This window comes from Paenibacillus sp. P4_A7, assembly GCF_056402455.1.
In genome coordinates this window covers 27,595-46,260 of sequence record NZ_JBFUHJ010000005.1, presented here as the reverse complement: position 1 = coordinate 46,260, position 18,666 = coordinate 27,595, and the positions used below count along the sequence as shown (strand labels likewise).

Here is an 18,666-nt window from a genome sequence, read left to right as displayed (position 1 = left end):
CAATTGAGTAAACCACAGAAGCGGAAGAAAATGCATAACATTCACCATTTGCCGCCATTCTGGAATGCGTTAGCCCATGTGCTTATTGGAATATTTTCTTTTTCCTGCGTCTATCCTTTCCTGTTTGTCATCGTCCTATCCTTTACGGACGAGAAGACGCTCGCTAAAAACGGTTACAGCATTATACCTGAAAAATGGTCATTTGATGCATACTCGTATATTTTCAAGACGGGTGATCAGCTTCTTCGCTCATACGGCGTTACGATATTCATCACGGTGCTTGGAACCCTGATTTCCGTTGCGCTAGTAGCGCTTTATGCGTATGCCATTTCACGAAGTTACTTCCATTTCAAAGGATTCTTTTCCTTTATCGCGTTTTTTACGATGCTCTTTGGGGGCGGTTTGGTACCTTCCTATATCGTAACGACGCAAGTGCTGCATTTGAAAGATACCATTTGGGCTTTGATTCTTCCGATGTCTATGGGTGCCTTCTCTATTTTAATCATGAGGACATTCTTTAAGACAATGGTTCCAGACGCCATTATTGAGTCGGGGAAGATTGATGGGGCCAGCGAATTTCGAGTGTTTTTCAATCTGGTGCTTCCTATCTCGCTTCCGGGACTTGCCACGATTGGATTGTTCAGCGCATTAGGTTACTGGAACGATTGGTTCAACGCTCTACTTTATATTGATGATGCAAGGCTGCTTCCATTGCAGTCGCTCTTGATGAAGGTGGAGACAAACATTCAATTTATACTGCAAAATTCCACGATCTCTAATTCGACGGAGCGATCAGCTATTGCGAAATCTCTACCTGCAGAAACAACACGAATGGCTATGGTTGTTCTTGCTACAGTACCAATCGTCTTTGCCTATCCGTTCTTCCAACGTTATTTCGTTCAAGGACTTACAGTTGGTTCGGTGAAGGAATAATTCGAAGGCATGGCTACAAGCCGCTATTAGGATGCGGGATTCGAGCCTTCGGGTCCCATGTTTTAATATAAATAGTTAGATAAAAGGGAGGAAAACAGAAATGAAAAGAAAAAGCTTACTTCTCGTATTGACCTTTGTGCTTTCCGCGGTCTTAGTTTTGTCTGGCTGCTCAGGCAACAACAATAAGGGGAATAGTGGTGCTACAGATGCTCCAAAAGAAGGGGCTACGAACAAACCGGTTGAGAAGGGAAAACCAGTTAATTTGGTTTGGTACACAATTGGTGGAACACAAAAGGATTTAGACAAGGTAGTTGCGGAAGCTAACAAGTACTTAATTGAGAAAATTAACACAACCATCGAAATTAAATTAATYGATTGGGGCGATTATAACCAAAAAATGCAGGTTATTGCCGCTTCAGGCGAGCCATTCGATATTGCCTTTACTTCTTCTTGGGCGTTTAACTATGTAGAAGGCGCAAGAAAAGGCTACTTCCAAGAGCTTGATCAGCTTATAGAGCAGCACGGCCAAGGAATCAAAGAAGTGCTGAATCCAGCATTCCTAGAGGGTTCCAAGATTGATGGACATAACTTCGCGATTCCAACTAATAAAGAGCTTCCTGCTCAAGCAGTATGGCGCTTCAACAAAAATCTACTCGACAAATATAAGCTAAACGCTGCTGATGCAACGACGCTTGAAAGCCTCGAGCCAATGCTTAAAGTCATTAAAGAAAACGAGCCGGATATGTATCCGATTCAAGTGAATATGGGACCATTCCTGCCATATGATTTTGCTTTGGAAGGTATTCCAGTAGGTGTTTCCTTAACAGATCCAGAATTGAAAATGGTTAATGTATGGGCTACTCCAGAAGCGAAGCAAACGTTTGAAACGATGGAGAAATACTATAAAGCAGGCTATTTGCCTCCAGACGTTGCAACTAAAACAGGTAATGATCACGAGTTGACAGGTAAATGGCTTGTTGATAAACAGCATACTGTACCTTTCGCTGATATCCTTTGGACGGATGGCTTTAAATATCCAATCGTATCCACTCCGATTCATGAGCCTATGGTTTTCAACTGGTCCGTAACTGGATCTATGCAAGCGATTTCGGCCAAATCGAAGTACCCAGAGCAAGCTATGCAATTTTTGAATCTTCTTAATACGGATAAATACTTGCGTAACTTGATTAACAACGGTATTGAAGGAACTCACTACAATAAGATTTCTGAAGGTGTTTACGAGCCAATTAAAGACTCTGGCTATGGTATGGCGTCATTTACACTGGGCAACATGTTCCTGCTTGATAAATTGAAGGAAGATCCTGCAGACAAATGGGAACAATATCAAGTGTTTAACGACAGTGCAAAAAATGCACCGTTGCTTGGATTCCAATTTGATCCATCAAGCGTGATGACTGAGATTGCAAACGTTAAAAATGCTGTTGATGAGTTCGGTCCTGCGCTTAATACAGGCTCTGTTGATTTGGCGAAAATTTTACCGAAAGCAATTGAAAAGCTGAATTCACAAGGTCTAGATAAGATCATTGCAGAAGCTCAGAAACAGGTTGACGAATGGAAAGCGAATAAATAATAAAAGAATGCAAAGCCTCCCGGTATGATGGATGAAATCCATTGGTGCCGGAAGGCTTTTTTTCATTGATTAAGAAGGGATAAGTGGTCACATACTAAATGATCTTATCCATCACCGCGAAGTGGAGACATTTGCCGAAGAGGGAGGCATCTGCCGTTTACGCTCGCACGAGATTATGATACATTTGTCCATAAAGGAGTGGTGCAAGCCATGAAATGGATTGTAGGTCTGGGAAATCCCGGCACCGCTTATCAAGGAACCCGGCATAACGTCGGTTTTATGGTGATTGATGAGCTGGCGAGACGATGGGGTATTAATGTCACGCAAAATAAATGCAAGGCTTTAATCGGTGAAGGCAATGTGCAAGGTACGAAGGTATATCTCCTTAAGCCTATGACATATATGAACCTTTCGGGAGAATCGGTTCGGTCGTTTCTTGATTATTATAAAGCGGATTTAAAAGATGGCATTATCGTTTATGATGATTTGGATACGGAAATTGGTAAGCTGAGACTGCGGTATCAAGGCAGTGCGGGCGGTCATAATGGAATCAAATCACTTATTCAGCATCTAGGCACCCAAACGTTCGACCGTGTAAGGATGGGCGTATCTCGTCCGCAGCCGGGAATGAATATTGCTGACTATGTTCTGTCCACCTTTCCTAAGAGCGATAGAGACCTGCTTGCTGAGATGATTTCATCAGCTTGTGATGCCATCGAATTTGGACTAAAGGCGCCTTTTGAAGAGACGATGGCGAAGTTTAACGGGTAATCTGTTAAATAACGATAGGGCTGGGCATACTGAAGAGAATAACAACTCTTCAGGAGGCATACATATGGCTGTAAACTATATTTGTCGGCATTGCAGGACGTCTATTGGTTCATTAAGCGGGTCTAATATTACGGAGCAGCAGCTCGGTTTCCATTTCTTGACCCCCGAAGAGCGCAGCGATATAATAGCGTATGACCCTAATGGGGATGTAACTGTAAAAGTGGTATGTGACTATTGTCGTGAGGCGATTGATGCAAATCCTGAGCTGAATCTTGTAAGTAGTCCATTGCAGTGATTAACTGACAACAATGGGCGATATTTTGAATACGATAAGACCATATATATGCTGAGTTTATCAAAGTATATGGAGCTTATATCTCGATGCGAAACGGTGTCATCCTAAGGATTACGGATGATGTGTAGTTGTTTCTGCTTGGGCCTTAGCGAATGCTGAGGCTTCTTTTCAATGTACAGGGAGCGATCGTATCACTCTCCGATTGTTTATAGAAACGGGGTGTCGCAAACGTTGAAAGCGTTAATTGAAGCTTTTGCCGCGGATACGGACGTTCAGTCTGTCATATCCGGTATTCATAAAGGCATGCGTGAACAGATGATATCAGGTCTTGCAGGCTCCTCTCGTCAAGTGCTGATTGCAGCGCTTCAGAAAGACGTAGGACTGCCAATGCTTGTTGTGACGCATAATATGTTCTCTGCACAGAAGATTGCAGAGGATTTGCAGGAATGTTTATCTTCAGACGAGGTTTTGTTATATCCCGCGAATGAGCTTATGGCTGCCGAAGCAGCGATCTCGAGCCACGAGACGCTGGCGCAGCGTATGGATGTGCTGATCAAGCTGTCCAAAGGCTATCGCGGGATCGTTGTCGTGCCGTTCTCCGGCGTACGACGTTATTTGCCTACCAGTACAGTTATGGCAGAAGCTCAGATAACGGTAAAGGTTGGTGATTCGCTGCCGATCGATACTTTCTTGCGCCAGATGATGGCGTTAGGTTATACACGTGCTGATCGCGTAGAATTGCGCGGTGAGATGAGCGTGCGAGGCGGCATTGTTGATTTTTACCCACTAACGACGACCAGTGCTTATCGTATCGAATGGTTCGGAGATGATATCGATTCAATAAGAGCGTTTGATCCTGCAGATCAAAGGTCCTCTGATCGTTTTGAATCGTTCATTGTACCTCCATGTCAGGAAATGATGGCGGATGGCCGGCGAATGGAAATTGCTGCGAATCATGCGCAGTTGCTGTTAGAGAAGCAGCTTGAAAAAACGACTGATCGCACTGCTAAAGAGCGTTTGCGTACAGAAATTGGCGGAGAGCTTGATAAGCTCCGTGAGCATGTATATTTTCCAGAAATATATAAATATATTTCATTGTTGTACCCGGAACGGCAAACCATTCTCGACTATATGCCAAGCGATACCATTCTTATACTAGACGAGCCAACTCGTTTAATAGAGACGGCAAAACAACTGGAGCGGGACGAATCCGAATGGTCCATGCATTTATTGCAAAACGGCAAGTCATTGCCAGGCTTTGTATTAGCCCGTGATACAGATGAAATATTGCATCAACGTCCGTTTCCGACGTTATTTTTGTCGTTATTTTTAAGACAGGTTCCACACTCTCAGCCACAAAATATATTGAATATGACAAGTCGTTCGATGCAAAACTTCCATGGTCAGATGAATTTATTGAAGGCAGAGATGGAACGTTGGCATAAGACAGGTAGCACTGTTATAATGCTAGCCGGCAATGCCGAGCGAATGCAGCGGATGCGTCGTGTTCTTGAGGACTATAGTATCGAAACACCAACCTTGCTCGAAGGCAATTTGCAATCGGGCTTTGAGCTTCCTTCATCTCGTTTGGTCGTTATTACCGAAGGGGAGATGTTCTCCCAGAAGCAGCGGAAAATACGGAAGATAGATAAAAAGGTAGACAATGCCGAGCGCATTAAAAGCTATACGGAGCTCAAGGTTGGCGACCATGTTGTTCATCATAATCATGGTATCGGGAAATATGTAGGAATAGGTACGCTTGAAATTGCGGGCATTCATAAAGATTATTTGCACATTCTGTATGCTGGTGGCGATAAGCTGTCTGTTCCGATTGAGCAAGTCGATATGATTCAGAAGTATGTTGGCAATGAAGATAAAGAGCCTAAAGTTAACAAATTAGGCGGAACGGAATGGACAAAGGCGAAAAGCAAAGTAAAAGCTTCCGTTCAAGATATAGCTGACGATCTAATCAAGCTGTATGCTCAGCGGCAAACGGCGCCGGGCTATTCATTCAGTGAAGATACGTCGTATCAGCAGGAATTTGAAGCTATGTTCCCTTATGATGAGACCCGTGACCAGCTTAGAGCGATTGAAGAGATCAAAAAAGATATGGAAAAAAGCCAGCCGATGGACCGTCTTTTATGCGGAGATGTCGGGTACGGTAAAACCGAAGTCGCTATTCGTGCTGCCTTTAAATCAGCGATGGATAGCAAGCAGGTTGCTGTATTAGTGCCAACCACCATACTTGCACAGCAGCATTATGAAACATTCCGCGAACGATTCGCCGGATATCCGATCAACGTACAGGTGCTAAGTCGTTTCCGTTCTCGCAAGGAACAGAATGACACGATGAAGGGGCTGAAGAATGGTACGGTTGATGTAGTTATCGGGACGCATCGCCTGCTGTCTCAGGATATTATATTCAAGCAGCTTGGATTACTTATTGTGGACGAGGAGCAGCGTTTTGGCGTATCGCATAAGGAGAAGCTGAAGAAGCTTAAAACCAATGTCGATGTGCTTACGCTGACAGCAACGCCTATACCGCGTACACTTCATATGTCGATGCTGGGCGTGCGTGATCTATCGGTTATTGAAACGCCGCCAGAAAATCGTTTTCCTGTACAAACCTATGTCGTGGAGCATAATCAAGCTCTTGTACGTGAATCTATTGAGCGGGAGCTCGCGCGAGGCGGTCAGGTGTATTACTTGTATAATCGTGTGCAAGGCATCTATCAAATGGCTGAGCAGATTAACGCGCTTGTCCCGGATGCTAGAGTTGCGGTAGGTCATGGACAAATGTCGGAGCAGGAGCTGGAGAAAACCATTCTCGACTTCCTCGACGGGGAGTCTGACGTTTTAGTCAGCACGAGTATTATTGAGACAGGCGTTGATATTCCGAACGTTAACACGCTAATCGTGCATGATGCGGATAAAATGGGACTCTCGCAGCTGTATCAGCTTAGGGGGCGGGTTGGTCGTTCAAATCGGATAGCTTATGCTTATTTCACTTATCAGCGTGATAAGGTGCTTACTGAAGTAGCAGAGAAGCGTCTGCAATCGATTAAGGAGTTCACGGAGCTTGGTTCAGGCTTTAAAATAGCTATGCGTGACTTATCGATACGCGGAGCGGGTAATTTGCTTGGAGCCGAGCAGCATGGGTTTATTGCTTCGGTTGGCTTTGATATGTATTCGCAGATGCTGGCTGACGAGATTGCTAAACGTAAAGCAGAGATGAATGGCGAGGAAATTAAGGAAGAGAAGCCGGTTAGCACAATAATTGATGTTAGCATTGATGCGTACTTGCCGTCTGACTACATTTACGATAGTATCCAGAAAATCGAGATTTACAAAAAAGTGGCGGCCATTCGTACGTTTGAAGAGGCCGACGATGTGATTGACGAGCTGGTTGACCGCTTTGGCGATTTGCCGCAGTCGGTAAGTAATTTGCTCGCGGTAGCGCGTCTTAAGGTGTACGGAACGATGTATGGTATTGAGCAGATAAGCGGCAAAGGTGACGACCTGCTTCTGCGCTTCGCAGCTGGCGAGAAGCGTCGAATTGATCGGAAGAAGGTCGACCAGATTTGCTTGAAGCATGAGAACCGGTTTAAACAGGGAAGCGACCAAGAACCTAACCCCTCTGTGCTGCTGCGTGGTAAAGGGTTGAATATGGAACAAAAAATTCATATGATGGAGCAATTTCTGCAGGCGTACAAGGATGCTCTCTCAAATAAGGAACAATTGCATAATGTGACGCCGTAGGCAGGATTCGCTTTTTTGGTCCCATTTCTGGTACAATATTAAGAAGTTCATAGAATGAAAGGGGATTCAACATGTTACAAAGTTCAAACAAATCAGCATGGCGCAGAGGCACGATGCTTGTTATTACAGCGGTGCTAGCCATGACCTTGATGGCGGCATGCGGCGCTAAAGAAACAGTTATTGCTACTTATAAAGGCGGCAATGTAACGGATGCGGAATTCGACAAGTACATCGCTGTTTTTAATGTATTACAACCAGGTTATGAGCAAGTGATTGCGGTACCTCAATTTAAAGAACAATTGCTTCAGCAGTATATTTCATACAAAATTGTAGGTAGTCAAGCATCTGAGGAGTCTAAGAAAAAGGCTGCTGACGATGTTAAAGAGCAAATGAAGCAATATAAAGATGCATTGTCAAAGGATGCTAATTTGAAGGCTGCAGTAGATAAGCAAAAGGTTAAAAATAAAGATATGGAAAACTATATGCTAATGACGTCTGTACTCGTAGCACATATGAATTCCAAAGTAACAGATGATGAAATGAAAAAAGAATTAGAAACAAATCCTGCCAATTATGCGACCATTAGCGCGCGTCATATTTTGGTTCTGACGAAAACAACAGACCCTACGACGAAAGAGGAGAAAGATGTTCGTACTCCTGAAGAAGCGCTTAAAATAGCAAAAGAAGTGAAGGCGAAGCTAGAAGCAGGCGGCGATTGGACAGCCCTTGCTAAAGAATATTCAGAAGACCCTGAATCAAAAGATGTTGGCGGCTTGTACTCCGATAAAAAAGGTCGCGAGTGGGTAGAAAACTTCAAGCTTGCCGCTTTCAAGCAAGAAATAGGTGTCATTGGTGAACCGGTAGAAACAGAATACGGCTATCATGTTATCAAGGTTGAGAAGCGCGATAACAAGACGTTTGATACAATGGCAGAAGCTGATAAAGAAGAGTTGAGAGCTGCTGTAGCATACGTCCATATGAATAAATTCATGACGGATGAAATGCCGAAGCAAGAAGTAGTTATTACTTTGCCTAAAGATGAAACAACGGATGAGAAAGCACCGGCAACTGATGAGACTCCAGCAAGTGACAAGCCTGATGGAGAAAAAGCACCAGCTACGGACGCTCCTGAAACGAAATAATTTAGGATCTAATTAAGAGTGTCATGGTTAAAAAAGATTTTATAAAAAGAGCCTGCCTTAAAGCTAACGCTTAAGGTAGGCTCTTTTTTATTTAGTTATTGTCATTTTAGGTGATGTGAATATCAACCTGTCAGCATATTAGAATATCATCGACGATAGAAGGTTGTATGCCTTCACAGGGCTCATCAAGCAGCAGTACCTCTGGCTTTGAAGCAAGCGCACGCGCGAATGCGAGCTGCTGCTGCCCTCTAGTCGAGCAAAGCTTAGAGTTTGTAAAGAGTGTCGGTGATTACTTCTACGTGCTGGATAAAGGGGCTATTGCATGGGAGGGCGAATTAGAAGCACTGGACGAAGAAGTGGTACGCAAATATTTGACCGTTTAACAGAGTTATGAAAATAAGGATAAAGTAAGGTCGACAGATTTTACGGTCGACCCTTTTTTGCTGTGAAAAAGTAAAACTTTGATCTTCAACTAACGTGAAGGCGAGTGAAAATGAACAGTAAGATTAGGGTAAGCGTCGGAAATTTTATTTATTTGAGAGGACAGTACGCTTATATCGAAAGGAGCACAAAATATTTCTTTATCTGGTACAAAAGTAATGCTTGTTCCTGTTTCATTTGTAACGCCAATGGTTAATAACTCTGATTGAGGGATACCGTGCTTATAGTCCTGTTTATATATTTTCCCTTCTCGGCGAACTTCAACAGACAGCCTTTGAGAGAGAGCATTAACAACTGCGATTGTTATGCCCTTCTCACTACCCGGGACAACGAAAGAAGCACTAGTATTGAATTGGCTAATATCTGTAAGCACGGTTTGCAAATTGGTTTTATTTGTGTTTGGAAGAGCTTGAACGGGAATGCCTCTTCCGTTATCGGCAACCGTTATGCTGCCGTCACTATGGAGAAATAGACTAACTTGATTACAGTACCCTGCTTGATGCTCAAGAATAGTATTTTCCATAACAGCGCGCAGCAGATAATGGGCGTCGTATGAAGAATTTGGCGCTCCTAAGTAGGAATTGACATTGGTTCTTGTCTCTGCTAATGCCATGTATTCACTTGTATCAAGCAGATCGGAAGTAGCCGCCAGCAATAGTAAAAGCGGAAGGGAGCGGTGCGATGGAAGTGAGTACTTTCCTCCTCGTTCTTCCTGAGTAAGAAGGTCCGCCGCCATAAGCGCTTTGATATGGTGGTATAGCTGTCCCGTTGTACCCATATTCAATCGTTCAACAATCTCAGGGCCGGTAAGGGGTTCCTTCAAAACTGTTCTCAAAATATCCAAGCGCTGCTGATGGCCAAGTGCAGCCAATACTTTAGCGGCCTTCTCTCCATCAAGCTCTAGAAGCTGAACTACTTGTCTTTCTTGCGGTTCCCATCGGTAGTGTCGGTTCTCGCCACGGTATTGCCCGGAATAAAAGAGGCTTCCTTGTTCTGTTTCGGTACGACCTTCCTGAATCGTAACTATGCTGTGGTGCTCTCTTGATTTGGCGCTCGTACTTGGTGTTGTTTCGTTTGTAAGCTGGCTTACAAGCTCTTGAATATCGCTTAATTGTGCTCGTAAAGCATCAATTTCGGTTCCATAATCTCTAGCTATTGTCAAACTAATCACCTCTTTTGAAGTTAATACGAATTTACGTAATTACGTATTTAGGTAAATTATAACATGTAATAATTTGGTTGTATACGGTTTGAGTCATAAATCTTTTGGGAAATAGAAAGAAATGCAGATAGATCTGTACATTCGAAAAATTTAACAAAAGTGATGCAAGTGAAAGGAGAAAACGGGGAATGCTGGAGAAGGATAGTGATAATCAAAAATGATTTTGATTTAGAAAGCGGGCAGAGGAGCGCGGCTGTAAGGCATAACGATAGACTGCAAATAGTCTTGACGGTTAGTCCTCTAGTCGTGCATAAGATTCTGGGAGCGGATGAATACTATGGTCAGATTCAAAGTCTTCTGAAGGATCTTTCCTCTTCGTTATAAACAAGCAGTAAAAATCCAGTCGACTCAAAATCCTCTAGGAAAGTGGGGCAACAAGAAATGAAAGCAACTGGAATTGTGCGTCGCATTGATGATCTTGGGCGTGTAGTAATTCCAAAGGAGATCCGTCGAACATTACGTATTCGCGAGGGTGACCCTCTGGAAATATTTGTAGATCGTGATGGTGAGGTTATTTTGAAGAAATACTCACCAATTAGCGAACTTGGCGACTTTGCGAAAGAATATGCCGAGTCACTGTATGAGGGAACGAACCATGTTACATTGATAACTGACCGTGATAACGTTATTGCTGTGGCAGGAGCTTCTAAGAAGGACCTGCTCGATAAGCAGGTCGGGACTGCGCTGGAAAGCTGTATGGAAAATCGTAAGACGCTAGTAGAAGCAAGCGGCGGATCACATGAGATAATTAAGGACATGGCTGAGACGTACAGCTCATTTGTTATTGCTCCGATAATTGCGGGCGGGGACCCGATTGGAACAGTCATATTGTTGAGCAAGGATGAATCAGTGACTATGGGCAATATGGAAACAAAGATGGCGGAGACGGCAGCAGGCTTTTTGGCGAAACAAATGGAGCAGTAGCTTGGGGTAGTGGTGACGGACCTTTCTGCTTGTGATGAACGAATAGGATTTAATAAGATCGTATAAAAATGAGTCGAAATGAAGGAACATACACAATCGAGTTGGTTAGTCGCAACATAAATAGCTAGACATATGACAGCTTCTTTAATCAAGGTTTACCTTGATTGAGGAAGCTTTTTTCAAGGTTACGATTGTGAGGTATAATAGATACCAACATGATCAAAGGATAGGCAGGAGAGTGGAAGTATGAACCGCAAGCCTTCTTCGCTGACAGACGGTAGTGTACAAGTTGAAGTGGCGGAGCGTGGGGAAGAGGCTGTTCTAGCGGCATCTGAGCGATTAAGTGGTGATCAAGCCGGGGAAGCGGATACTGGGAAGGACGCCTATCAGAGAAAGTCTTCTCGGATGTTGGCGAACGGTGTAGCATGGATGGCAGGTGCGGCACTTTTGTCAAAGCTGATCGGTGTCTTGCAAAAGATTCCGCTGCAAAATATAGCTGGTGACCGCGTATTTGGCATTTATAATGCTGTATATCCGTTTTATCAGTTGGCTGCTGTTCTTGCAACCGCGGGACTCCCGACGGCTGTGTCACTGCTTATCGCAGAACGGCTGCGTAAGGGTGGGGATTCTGAGGGCGTAAGACGAACGTTATATGCTGCTTTGCTGCTTCTTGGTGTAACGGGAATTGTTGCTTTTGGCTGGATGTGGGCAGGTGCGGGTCAAATATCTGGCTGGATCGGAGACACCGAGACGGCTAAAGCTATTCGTGCGGTTTCACTAGCGCTATTGCTAGTACCATTTGTTGCTGCTTTGCGCGGATATGCGCAGGGGTTGAACAAAATGGCGTTGTCTGCTGCTTCTCAAGTTATTGAGCAAATCATTCGTGTAGCCGTTATGCTGATCGTTCTTATACTGAGCTTATCTTCGATGTGGGAGGACTCTTCCATTGCGGCTGGCGTCATGAGTGGATCGGCGTTTGGCGCTCTGGCTGCTTTATTTGTTTTGGCTATTTATTTTTGGCGTACTAGGATAAGAAAACGATTGGCACGTAAACCAGGGTTCCTCGTGGCTGAGATGAAAAAGCTTATGACCGAGATGAGAAAGCTGGCCGCTATCGCTCTTCCTGTTGCGTTGGGGGCTGTTGTTGTACCTGTGCTCGGTGTTGTTGATGCCTTTACAGTGCCTAGATTGTTAAGGGATACTGGACTGTCTGAAGCTCAAGCGATGACGACGTTTGGCGTCTATAGCCGTGCTCAGCCGCTTGTTCAACTGCTAGTCATGGTAGCAGGAGCGGCTGGGGCTGCATTAGTGCCTGGATTAGCGCTCGCGAGAATGCGAGGGGCCTATGGGCAGCTCTCTCTTCAGGTATCACTTGCTCAGCGCACAGCTTGGGCGATAGGAGCGGCAGCTAGTGTAGGGCTAGTTATGCTGGCAGAGCCACTAAATATGATGTTATATGCGGATGCAAAAGGTACATGGGTTTTTGCTATAGTCGGTTGTACGGCTCTAGCTGGCTGTGTGAATGCGATTGCTGCGCCTGTGCTGCAGGCGCTTGGTGCAGTTCGTGCTCCTGCCTTGCTGCTGCTAGTTGCAGCGCTGCTAAAGGGAGTGCTTAATGCTGTGCTAGTCCCCTTGTACGGGGCGGAGGGTGCTGCAGTCGCAGGTGTGATAGCGCTAAGCGGGGTAGCTTTACTCGGAACAGTCGCGGTGCATTATGCCGCGGCAGCTTCGGGGGCGTCTCGAGCGCGTGGGGCGAGGGAAGCATCTGAGGCGCAGGGAGCGAGAAAAGTGCTGAGGGGCGCTAAGGGGGGGCGAGGGCCGGCACTTAGCCGTGCGGCCGCAGGCACGGGCTTCGCGCTCGCGGTCATGGCCGCGGCGCTAGTTGTCGCCGAGCGAGCGCTGAGCGCCGCGCTTGGCGGGCTGCCGCCTCGGGCGGCAGCAGTTGCGCTTGCGCTGACGGGCGTTGCCGTCGGCGCTTGCGCCTTCAGTGCCGCGGCATTGCGCGGCGGCGCTGTGAGCGCGCGCGAATTGCGCGCGTTGCCGGGCGGCGGCCTGTTGGCCGCCCGGTTGCGGCGCTGGCGGGTTCTTCCGCCAGCGGATCGGGACCGTTAGCCGGCATTCTGCGGCTGACGGAATTGCTTGATCAGTCGACGTAACTACTTGTCGGCTGACGGAATTGCTTGATCATCTGACGTAACTACTTAATCTCGCTATTACTCGACCTGAAGCGCGCGCTAATTGACATAACCTTAATTTCACGTCTGTTGCTAAATCAATTTAAGGTATCTGAAGTTGACTATGGATTCTGATGCCAGCAATGGTTGATCGGTGACGAGGAACAACGAGTGGTCACGACTGACTATTCCTCTAATTGTAGATAGATATCGCTATGGAAGTACATATTTATCTGGTGTATTGGAGTCCTTATTGAATTAGTTTCGAAATGTGAAACTAATAGGTGTTATTGTGCTAAAAGGGACGATTTAGTTGCAGAATATGCAGCTAATTCACCGGAAAGTGGGCACGAATCGAGCTAACCCAGCAGTTAAGTTCAATTCCTGAAACTAAATCGCAGCTCACCTGTTTGAGCCCCCATTTAGTTGCAAATATTGAAACTAGCGAGCATGAAAAATTAGTTAGCGGACACAGAAGCTCTTATTTGTGAACGTTCCCTCTATTCGGATATGCGTACGGACACCAGATCCGTTGTTTGAGCTAATTGGGTCAAATACGCCCCGAATGAAGAGGAATAGCGGAACCTATGTCCGTACCGTAACCTTGCCCAAATGGCATTAAAACTTACTAATAGCGGAACCTAAGTCCACAACCTCGCCAAAATGGCATTAAAACTCACGAAAGAAGGACCTGAGTCCTTTAAGTAGCAATTTGTTTGCTGTATGTTTACTGTACCCATGCCGCTAACTCGATAGACCGCTCGTTCGGCACATTATCGGGGAAAAACAGTAAGTACACGCCACCTTTTTGCCATTTAGCTTGTTAATATTACTTAGTATTCGGATAATAAACAGGCATGCCTGAAGCTATTACTTGGCCGCTGAAAATATTACATAACCATTTTGCAATTGCGGTGTAAACGTTCAATGAGCTTTATGCAACCGTGTTGCAATTGTGGAGAAAACGTTCTGTGTCCTTTAAGTAACTGTGTTGCGATTTCAGTGAAAACTGAAATATCATTTGCGCCATAAATTTCTATTTTGAAACAGTAGTGAAAACGTTCTTTTCGCTTTTAAATAACTTGATTTACAACCAAACGAAGGAGGTTTACTCAAAATGACTAAACCAGTTATTACAGTAGTCGGGCTCGGCTCAGGCGACTCGGATCAACTAACACTTGGTGTGTGGCGCAGGCTGCAAGCTGCCGATCGAATTTTCGTGCGTACAGCACAGCACCCTATGATGGCCATTTTCGAAGAAAATAACATTGCATACCGTTCATTTGATTCCCTTTACGAGGACAATGATTCATTCCCAGACGTCTACAAAGCGATAGCAGAGGCATTAATTGCGGAAGCCCTCCACCCTTCCAAACCATCCACGGCTGCGATCCAATCGCTCATCTACGCCGTTCCTGGCCACCCGATGGTTGCTGAGCGTACCGTGCAGCTGCTTCGTGAGCAATGCCCGGAAGCGGGCATTACTCTTCAGATTCTTGGAGGAGAAAGCTTTCTGGATCAGGCATTTATTAGCCTTGGCATTGACCCGATTGAGGGCTTTACGCTGCTGGATGCAGCAGAACTTCAGCCTGCGCAAGTACATCCACAGTTGCATACAATCATCGGACAGGTGTATGATGCTTTCACTGCATCTGATGTGAAGCTCGCGCTTATGGAGCGTTATCCTGACGATTTTGAAGTCGTTGTAGGACATGCTCTCGGTGTTGTTGGTCAGCAGCAAATCATTCGTGTTCCGCTATACGAGCTTGATCGCACACCGGGATACGGGAATCTGTCGCTTATTTGGGTGCCGCGCTCTGATGATCCATCACTTCGCAATCGTTCCTTCGAGCGGCTGCACGAAATTGTCACGATATTGCGCAGTCCAGAGGGTTGTCCGTGGGATAGGGAGCAGACGCACCAGTCCATTCGCAAAAACTTTATCGAAGAGCTTTACGAAGCGCTTGAAGCGATCGATAATGATGATCCGGACGGGATGCAAGAGGAGTTTGGCGATGTTATACTTCAGGTCATGCTGCATAGCCAGATGGAAGAAGAGACAGGTGCATTCTCTGTCTATGATGTCATCCAATCGCTAAATGAGAAGCTTATCTTCCGCCATCCACATGTGTTTGGTGATCAAGGCGCAGCGAATGCCGAAGAAGCACTTGGCACTTGGGAGCAGATGAAGGCTGAAGAAAAACGTTTGAATGGCACGGACGTGAATCGTCCATCGGTGTTAGATGGGATTCCAGCTGATCTTCCAGCGCTGATGAAAGCCTACAAGTTGCAGAAAAAAGCAGCAAAGGTTGGCTTTGACTGGGATGAGCTCGGACCCGTACTTGATAAAATCGAGGAGGAGCTGAGCGAGCTTCGAGAGGCTATTGAAACGAAGAGCGAAGAGGAGCAAGCTGCGGAGCTTGGTGATCTTATATTTGCTGTCGTCAATGCTTCGAGATTCATTCATGCCGACCCAGAAGAAGCCCTTTCCCGTACGAACAAAAAATTTCGCAGTCGTTTTGCCTATATCGAAGAACAGCTTCGTATAAGCGGTAAACAATTTGACCAGACTGATTTAAAAGAAATGGATCGTTGGTGGGAAGAGGCAAAGCATCAGTCCTAGCGCTCTTTTCGGCAGAAATCGCCTTTATTCCACAGTATTCGCAAAATATTTTCAATTAGCGGCAGGATTTTTTTACTCTGAGGCAGAATAAGTATTCACGTGAAGAGTAAAAATTTCAAACCACGGCGGCATTTTAGATGTCGACCAAAAATAATCGTAAATTACTAGGAGGTTTTTTTAATGAACAAAACAGATCTTATTAACAACATTGCAGAAAAAAGTGGCTTGACTAAACGTGACGTAGAATCCGTACTTAACGGATTTCTTGGTGAAGTAACAGATGCACTTGCAGGTGGCGACAAAGTACAATTGATCGGCTTCGGTACTTTCGAAACTCGCAAACGCTCCGGCCGTATTGGCCGCAACCCGCAAACGGGTGCAGAAATCACGATTCCAGAATCGAAGGTTCCTGCGTTCAAAGCTGGTAACAAGCTGAAAGAAGCAATTAAGTAGTCTAATGCGATTAGATAAATTTCTCAAGGTATCCCGATTGATCAAGCGCCGTACCGTTGCGAAGGATGTTTCCGAGCAAGGTCGCGTATGGATCAACGGCCGCGAAGCGAAAGCGAGCAGTGCCGTCAAGGTCGGTGATGAGCTCCAAATCCAATACGGACAGAAAATCGTAACCGTGCGCGTAGAGCGCATTGCGGAAACAACCCGTAAGGATGAAGCCGGTGAGCTCTATTCTTTGGTGAAAGAGGAACAACGCCCGCGCGAGAATATTCTCGAATGGGAGAAATAATAGAGAGCTGCCGTATCAAGCGAATCGCTTGATACGGCAGCTTTTTTTAATAGACTTATAAATGCGCTTATTAATCTCTTGATCTCCGTAAAGCAAAAGCTTATGCCGGATAAGATGGCGATAGCCGTTTCCCCTTGTTTCAATATCTGCAATGGACAGTTTTCATATCGTCTTCTATTATGGGAACATATTGAAAAAAACTGCCAACACCTGCGGAGGAAATACTCTATGAAACAGATGCATCTGGATGTACCTGATTTTGAGTTAAAAGGCTTTGCACTACTGCGCTATGCATTTAGCCTGTTCTTCAGAAATGCTGGACCGATCTTTCTGCTTACGGCGTTAATTGCTGTTCCTGTAGAAATAATAAAAAATTATTATTTTGTTGATTGGAATGATTATGGAGAAATCTATTCCTCACCGCGTTATGATAATATCGCCAAACTACTATTTCTATGCGCAACTACTCCCATGGTCGTTCATTTCATCTTAGGCAAAATGAAGCAAGCAAACCTAAGCTTTAGATCCTCCATCCAATGGGGGGTGCGTAAGTGGATTCGAATGATTATGTACAGCTTTTTGCAGAGCGTCATTATTATCGCAGGGATATTCCTCTTGATTATTCCTGGCCTCATCTATGCTGTACGGCTCATACTTATGCCAATTATCGTATCGGTCGAAAATACCTCCGCAATTAACCCAATGGAGTTAAGCCGGACTATGTCGCGCGGACGCTACTTCAAATTTGCAGGCTATGCACTAACCGGCTATGCGGCAATGCTTACATTCACCATTATTATTACTACTGCACCAATGCTGTTATCGACCATGACGAGCATTGACCATTGGATAGTATGGGCTGCGTTTGACGTATTGTTCGACTGGTTTAGCCAACTGCTTATAGTCATTCTGCTGCTAGTCTATTTGAAAGTCAGAACAGCTAACAAACCATTGCCTATCGATCTGAACAAATGAATAAACTAGGTTCTAAACCTCGTCCACCGTCCATAAGCTAGTCTTAACCTATAACAGAGTGTGGGACTTGCACTTATACTCTGCGAATATTTGACTGCAAAACGTATGCCGTGCCGCATTAGGCTCTACGGCAGCCGTTTGAGCTTGGGATATGTTAACGAAGCGGGGGACGAGTCTATGGTTGACCAAAGCAAGGTGCAGAAGCGCCAGGAAGTAAACATGCTAAATCGCAAGCTGCTGGAGCTTACCGGAGTAATAAATGTGGAAAGCTTCGACAGCGAAGAGTTTTTGCTGGAAACAGAGCTTGGGTTCTTGACGGTTACGGGACAAAACTTGCATATTAAGCATTTAAGCCTGGAACAGGGACTGGTCGCCATTGAAGGACTCGTTCATTCGCTCGCCTATCTGGATGGGAACAATGCCTCCGTAAAGTCCAAAGGCTTGTTCGGGAAGCTATTTAAGTGACGCTCAGCATGCAGTGGTTGACGATGGCATTCATGCTATTATCCGGATTAGGCATGGGGACCGTGTTCGATGGCTATCGCGTGCTGTCGAACGAGCTTCGGTTTCCTCGGTGGTGGCTGCCTGTGCTCGATGTCATCTACTGGATGGCGGCTGCGGTAGCTGTCTTCCGAGTTCTATACGCAAGCAACAATGGCGAGGTGCGAGCGTATGTATTTATCGGGCTGGCAGTCGGCGTCCTCTTGTACTATTGGTTGCTTAGCAGAGCTGTAATTGCAATCGTAAAGTGGCTGATTTATGCAGTAAGAGCACTTCTTTCTTTTATACTAAAATGTTTAGACTTTATTATCGTAAAACCGCTTGTGTTACTATACAAACTAGTGAAGGTTATTTTAGGATTTGGGACTGCGCTCACTATTTTCCTTTTGAAAATTGTGTTACAATTGGTTCGTCCATTTTGGCGAGTGCTGATTTGGATGGTTAGGCCAATCGTTCGTCCATTAGGACGGTGGTTGTCACCTTATTTCGCCAAATGGCAAGTTGCAGATAGGCTGCGAAAGTTTGCATTACAAATTGCGCAAGTATGGAGTAAATGGTTTAGGAGGTCATAAC

At 45.3% G+C, this 18,666-nt stretch carries 16 protein-coding genes and 1 pseudogene; 15 read left to right on the top strand and 2 right to left on the bottom strand.

The window, feature by feature from the left end; translation table 11 throughout:
- Positions 1–30: 30 nt before the first annotated feature.
- From AC1DWN_RS01560 to AC1DWN_RS01535, 6 genes are all read left to right on the top strand, one after another.
- Positions 31–933 (top strand): carbohydrate ABC transporter permease, encoded by a 903-nt coding sequence (locus AC1DWN_RS01560; protein ID WP_477557218.1) that lies wholly within the window; start codon positions 31–33, stop codon positions 931–933.
- Between the two features lie 100 nt (positions 934–1,033).
- The gene (locus tag AC1DWN_RS01555; protein ID WP_477557187.1) at positions 1,034–2,524 is read left to right on the top strand and encodes an ABC transporter substrate-binding protein; all 1,491 of its coding nucleotides are present in this window, start codon (positions 1,034–1,036) and stop codon (positions 2,522–2,524) included.
- Between the two features lie 210 nt (positions 2,525–2,734).
- A complete protein-coding gene (gene pth / locus AC1DWN_RS01550; protein ID WP_477557186.1) occupies positions 2,735–3,295 on the top strand; it encodes an aminoacyl-tRNA hydrolase in 561 nt (186 codons plus the stop codon).
- A gap of 64 nt (positions 3,296–3,359) precedes the next feature.
- On the top strand, positions 3,360–3,590 hold the full coding sequence (locus AC1DWN_RS01545; RefSeq protein ID WP_477557185.1) for an anti-sigma-F factor Fin: 231 nt from the start codon (positions 3,360–3,362) through the stop codon (positions 3,588–3,590).
- Between the two features lie 171 nt (positions 3,591–3,761).
- Positions 3,762–7,349 (top strand): transcription-repair coupling factor, encoded by a 3,588-nt coding sequence (gene mfd, locus AC1DWN_RS01540; protein ID WP_477557184.1) that lies wholly within the window; start codon positions 3,762–3,764, stop codon positions 7,347–7,349.
- A 71-nt stretch (positions 7,350–7,420) separates the two neighbouring features.
- Positions 7,421–8,491, top strand: a complete 1,071-nt coding sequence (locus tag AC1DWN_RS01535) for a peptidylprolyl isomerase (protein ID WP_477557183.1) — start codon at positions 7,421–7,423, stop codon at positions 8,489–8,491.
- 142 nt (positions 8,492–8,633) lie between these two features.
- Here the strand turns inward: AC1DWN_RS01535 and AC1DWN_RS01530 are convergent.
- Positions 8,634–8,735 (bottom strand): annotated as a pseudogene (locus AC1DWN_RS01530) (ABC transporter ATP-binding protein); the annotation flags it as partial.
- A gap of 228 nt (positions 8,736–8,963) precedes the next feature.
- Positions 8,964–10,088, bottom strand: a complete 1,125-nt coding sequence (locus AC1DWN_RS01525; protein ID WP_477557217.1) for an ArsR/SmtB family transcription factor — start codon at positions 10,086–10,088, stop codon at positions 8,964–8,966.
- Between the two features lie 210 nt (positions 10,089–10,298).
- Between AC1DWN_RS01525 and AC1DWN_RS01520 the strand changes: the two genes are divergently transcribed.
- The 9 genes from AC1DWN_RS01520 (at position 10,299) to yabQ (ending at position 18,665) form a co-directional block, all read left to right on the top strand.
- Positions 10,299–10,478 carry a hypothetical protein gene (locus AC1DWN_RS01520; RefSeq protein ID WP_477557182.1) on the top strand — a complete coding sequence of 60 codons (180 nt, stop codon included), beginning with the start codon at positions 10,299–10,301 and terminating at the stop codon, positions 10,476–10,478.
- Positions 10,479–10,535: 57 nt separating this feature from the next.
- The gene (spoVT, locus tag AC1DWN_RS01515) at positions 10,536–11,078 is read left to right on the top strand and encodes a stage V sporulation protein T (RefSeq protein WP_477557181.1); all 543 of its coding nucleotides are present in this window, start codon (positions 10,536–10,538) and stop codon (positions 11,076–11,078) included.
- A 246-nt stretch (positions 11,079–11,324) separates the two neighbouring features.
- Positions 11,325–13,190, top strand: coding sequence for a polysaccharide biosynthesis protein (locus tag AC1DWN_RS01510; protein ID WP_477557180.1), 1,866 nt, complete (start codon positions 11,325–11,327; stop codon positions 13,188–13,190).
- A 1,179-nt stretch (positions 13,191–14,369) separates the two neighbouring features.
- Positions 14,370–15,875, top strand: a complete 1,506-nt coding sequence (yabN, locus tag AC1DWN_RS01505) for a bifunctional methyltransferase/pyrophosphohydrolase YabN (protein ID WP_477557179.1) — start codon at positions 14,370–14,372, stop codon at positions 15,873–15,875.
- Positions 15,876–16,055: 180 nt separating this feature from the next.
- Positions 16,056–16,328, top strand: a complete 273-nt coding sequence (locus AC1DWN_RS01500) for an HU family DNA-binding protein (RefSeq protein WP_477557178.1) — start codon at positions 16,056–16,058, stop codon at positions 16,326–16,328.
- Between the two features lie 4 nt (positions 16,329–16,332).
- On the top strand, positions 16,333–16,617 hold the full coding sequence (locus AC1DWN_RS01495; protein WP_477557177.1) for an RNA-binding S4 domain-containing protein: 285 nt from the start codon (positions 16,333–16,335) through the stop codon (positions 16,615–16,617).
- 228 nt (positions 16,618–16,845) lie between these two features.
- Positions 16,846–17,592 carry a hypothetical protein gene (locus AC1DWN_RS01490; protein WP_477557176.1) on the top strand — a complete coding sequence of 249 codons (747 nt, stop codon included), beginning with the start codon at positions 16,846–16,848 and terminating at the stop codon, positions 17,590–17,592.
- A gap of 177 nt (positions 17,593–17,769) precedes the next feature.
- Positions 17,770–18,057 carry a sporulation protein YabP gene (gene yabP / locus AC1DWN_RS01485; RefSeq protein ID WP_477557216.1) on the top strand — a complete coding sequence of 96 codons (288 nt, stop codon included), beginning with the start codon at positions 17,770–17,772 and terminating at the stop codon, positions 18,055–18,057.
- Positions 18,054–18,665: a spore cortex biosynthesis protein YabQ gene (gene yabQ, locus AC1DWN_RS01480; RefSeq protein ID WP_477557175.1), complete on the top strand. Its 612-nt coding sequence runs from the start codon at positions 18,054–18,056 to the stop codon at positions 18,663–18,665. The genes yabP and yabQ overlap by 4 nt, the downstream gene beginning before the upstream one ends.
- Position 18,666: the final 1 nt, after the last annotated feature.

Coding starts and splice junctions, on each gene's coding strand:
- AC1DWN_RS01560 (WP_477557218.1), top strand. CDS start 31: ATGCATAACATTCACCATTTGCCGCCATTCTGGAATGCGTTAGCCCAT.
- pth (WP_477557186.1), top strand. CDS start 2,735: ATGAAATGGATTGTAGGTCTGGGAAATCCCGGCACCGCTTATCAAGGA.
- AC1DWN_RS01545 (WP_477557185.1), top strand. CDS start 3,360: ATGGCTGTAAACTATATTTGTCGGCATTGCAGGACGTCTATTGGTTCA.
- mfd (WP_477557184.1), top strand. CDS start 3,762: ATGTACAGGGAGCGATCGTATCACTCTCCGATTGTTTATAGAAACGGG.
- AC1DWN_RS01535 (WP_477557183.1), top strand. CDS start 7,421: ATGTTACAAAGTTCAAACAAATCAGCATGGCGCAGAGGCACGATGCTT.
- spoVT (WP_477557181.1), top strand. CDS start 10,536: ATGAAAGCAACTGGAATTGTGCGTCGCATTGATGATCTTGGGCGTGTA.
- AC1DWN_RS01510 (WP_477557180.1), top strand. CDS start 11,325: ATGAACCGCAAGCCTTCTTCGCTGACAGACGGTAGTGTACAAGTTGAA.
- yabN (WP_477557179.1), top strand. CDS start 14,370: ATGACTAAACCAGTTATTACAGTAGTCGGGCTCGGCTCAGGCGACTCG.
- AC1DWN_RS01500 (WP_477557178.1), top strand. CDS start 16,056: ATGAACAAAACAGATCTTATTAACAACATTGCAGAAAAAAGTGGCTTG.
- AC1DWN_RS01495 (WP_477557177.1), top strand. CDS start 16,333: ATGCGATTAGATAAATTTCTCAAGGTATCCCGATTGATCAAGCGCCGT.
- AC1DWN_RS01490 (WP_477557176.1), top strand. CDS start 16,846: ATGAAACAGATGCATCTGGATGTACCTGATTTTGAGTTAAAAGGCTTT.
- yabP (WP_477557216.1), top strand. CDS start 17,770: ATGGTTGACCAAAGCAAGGTGCAGAAGCGCCAGGAAGTAAACATGCTA.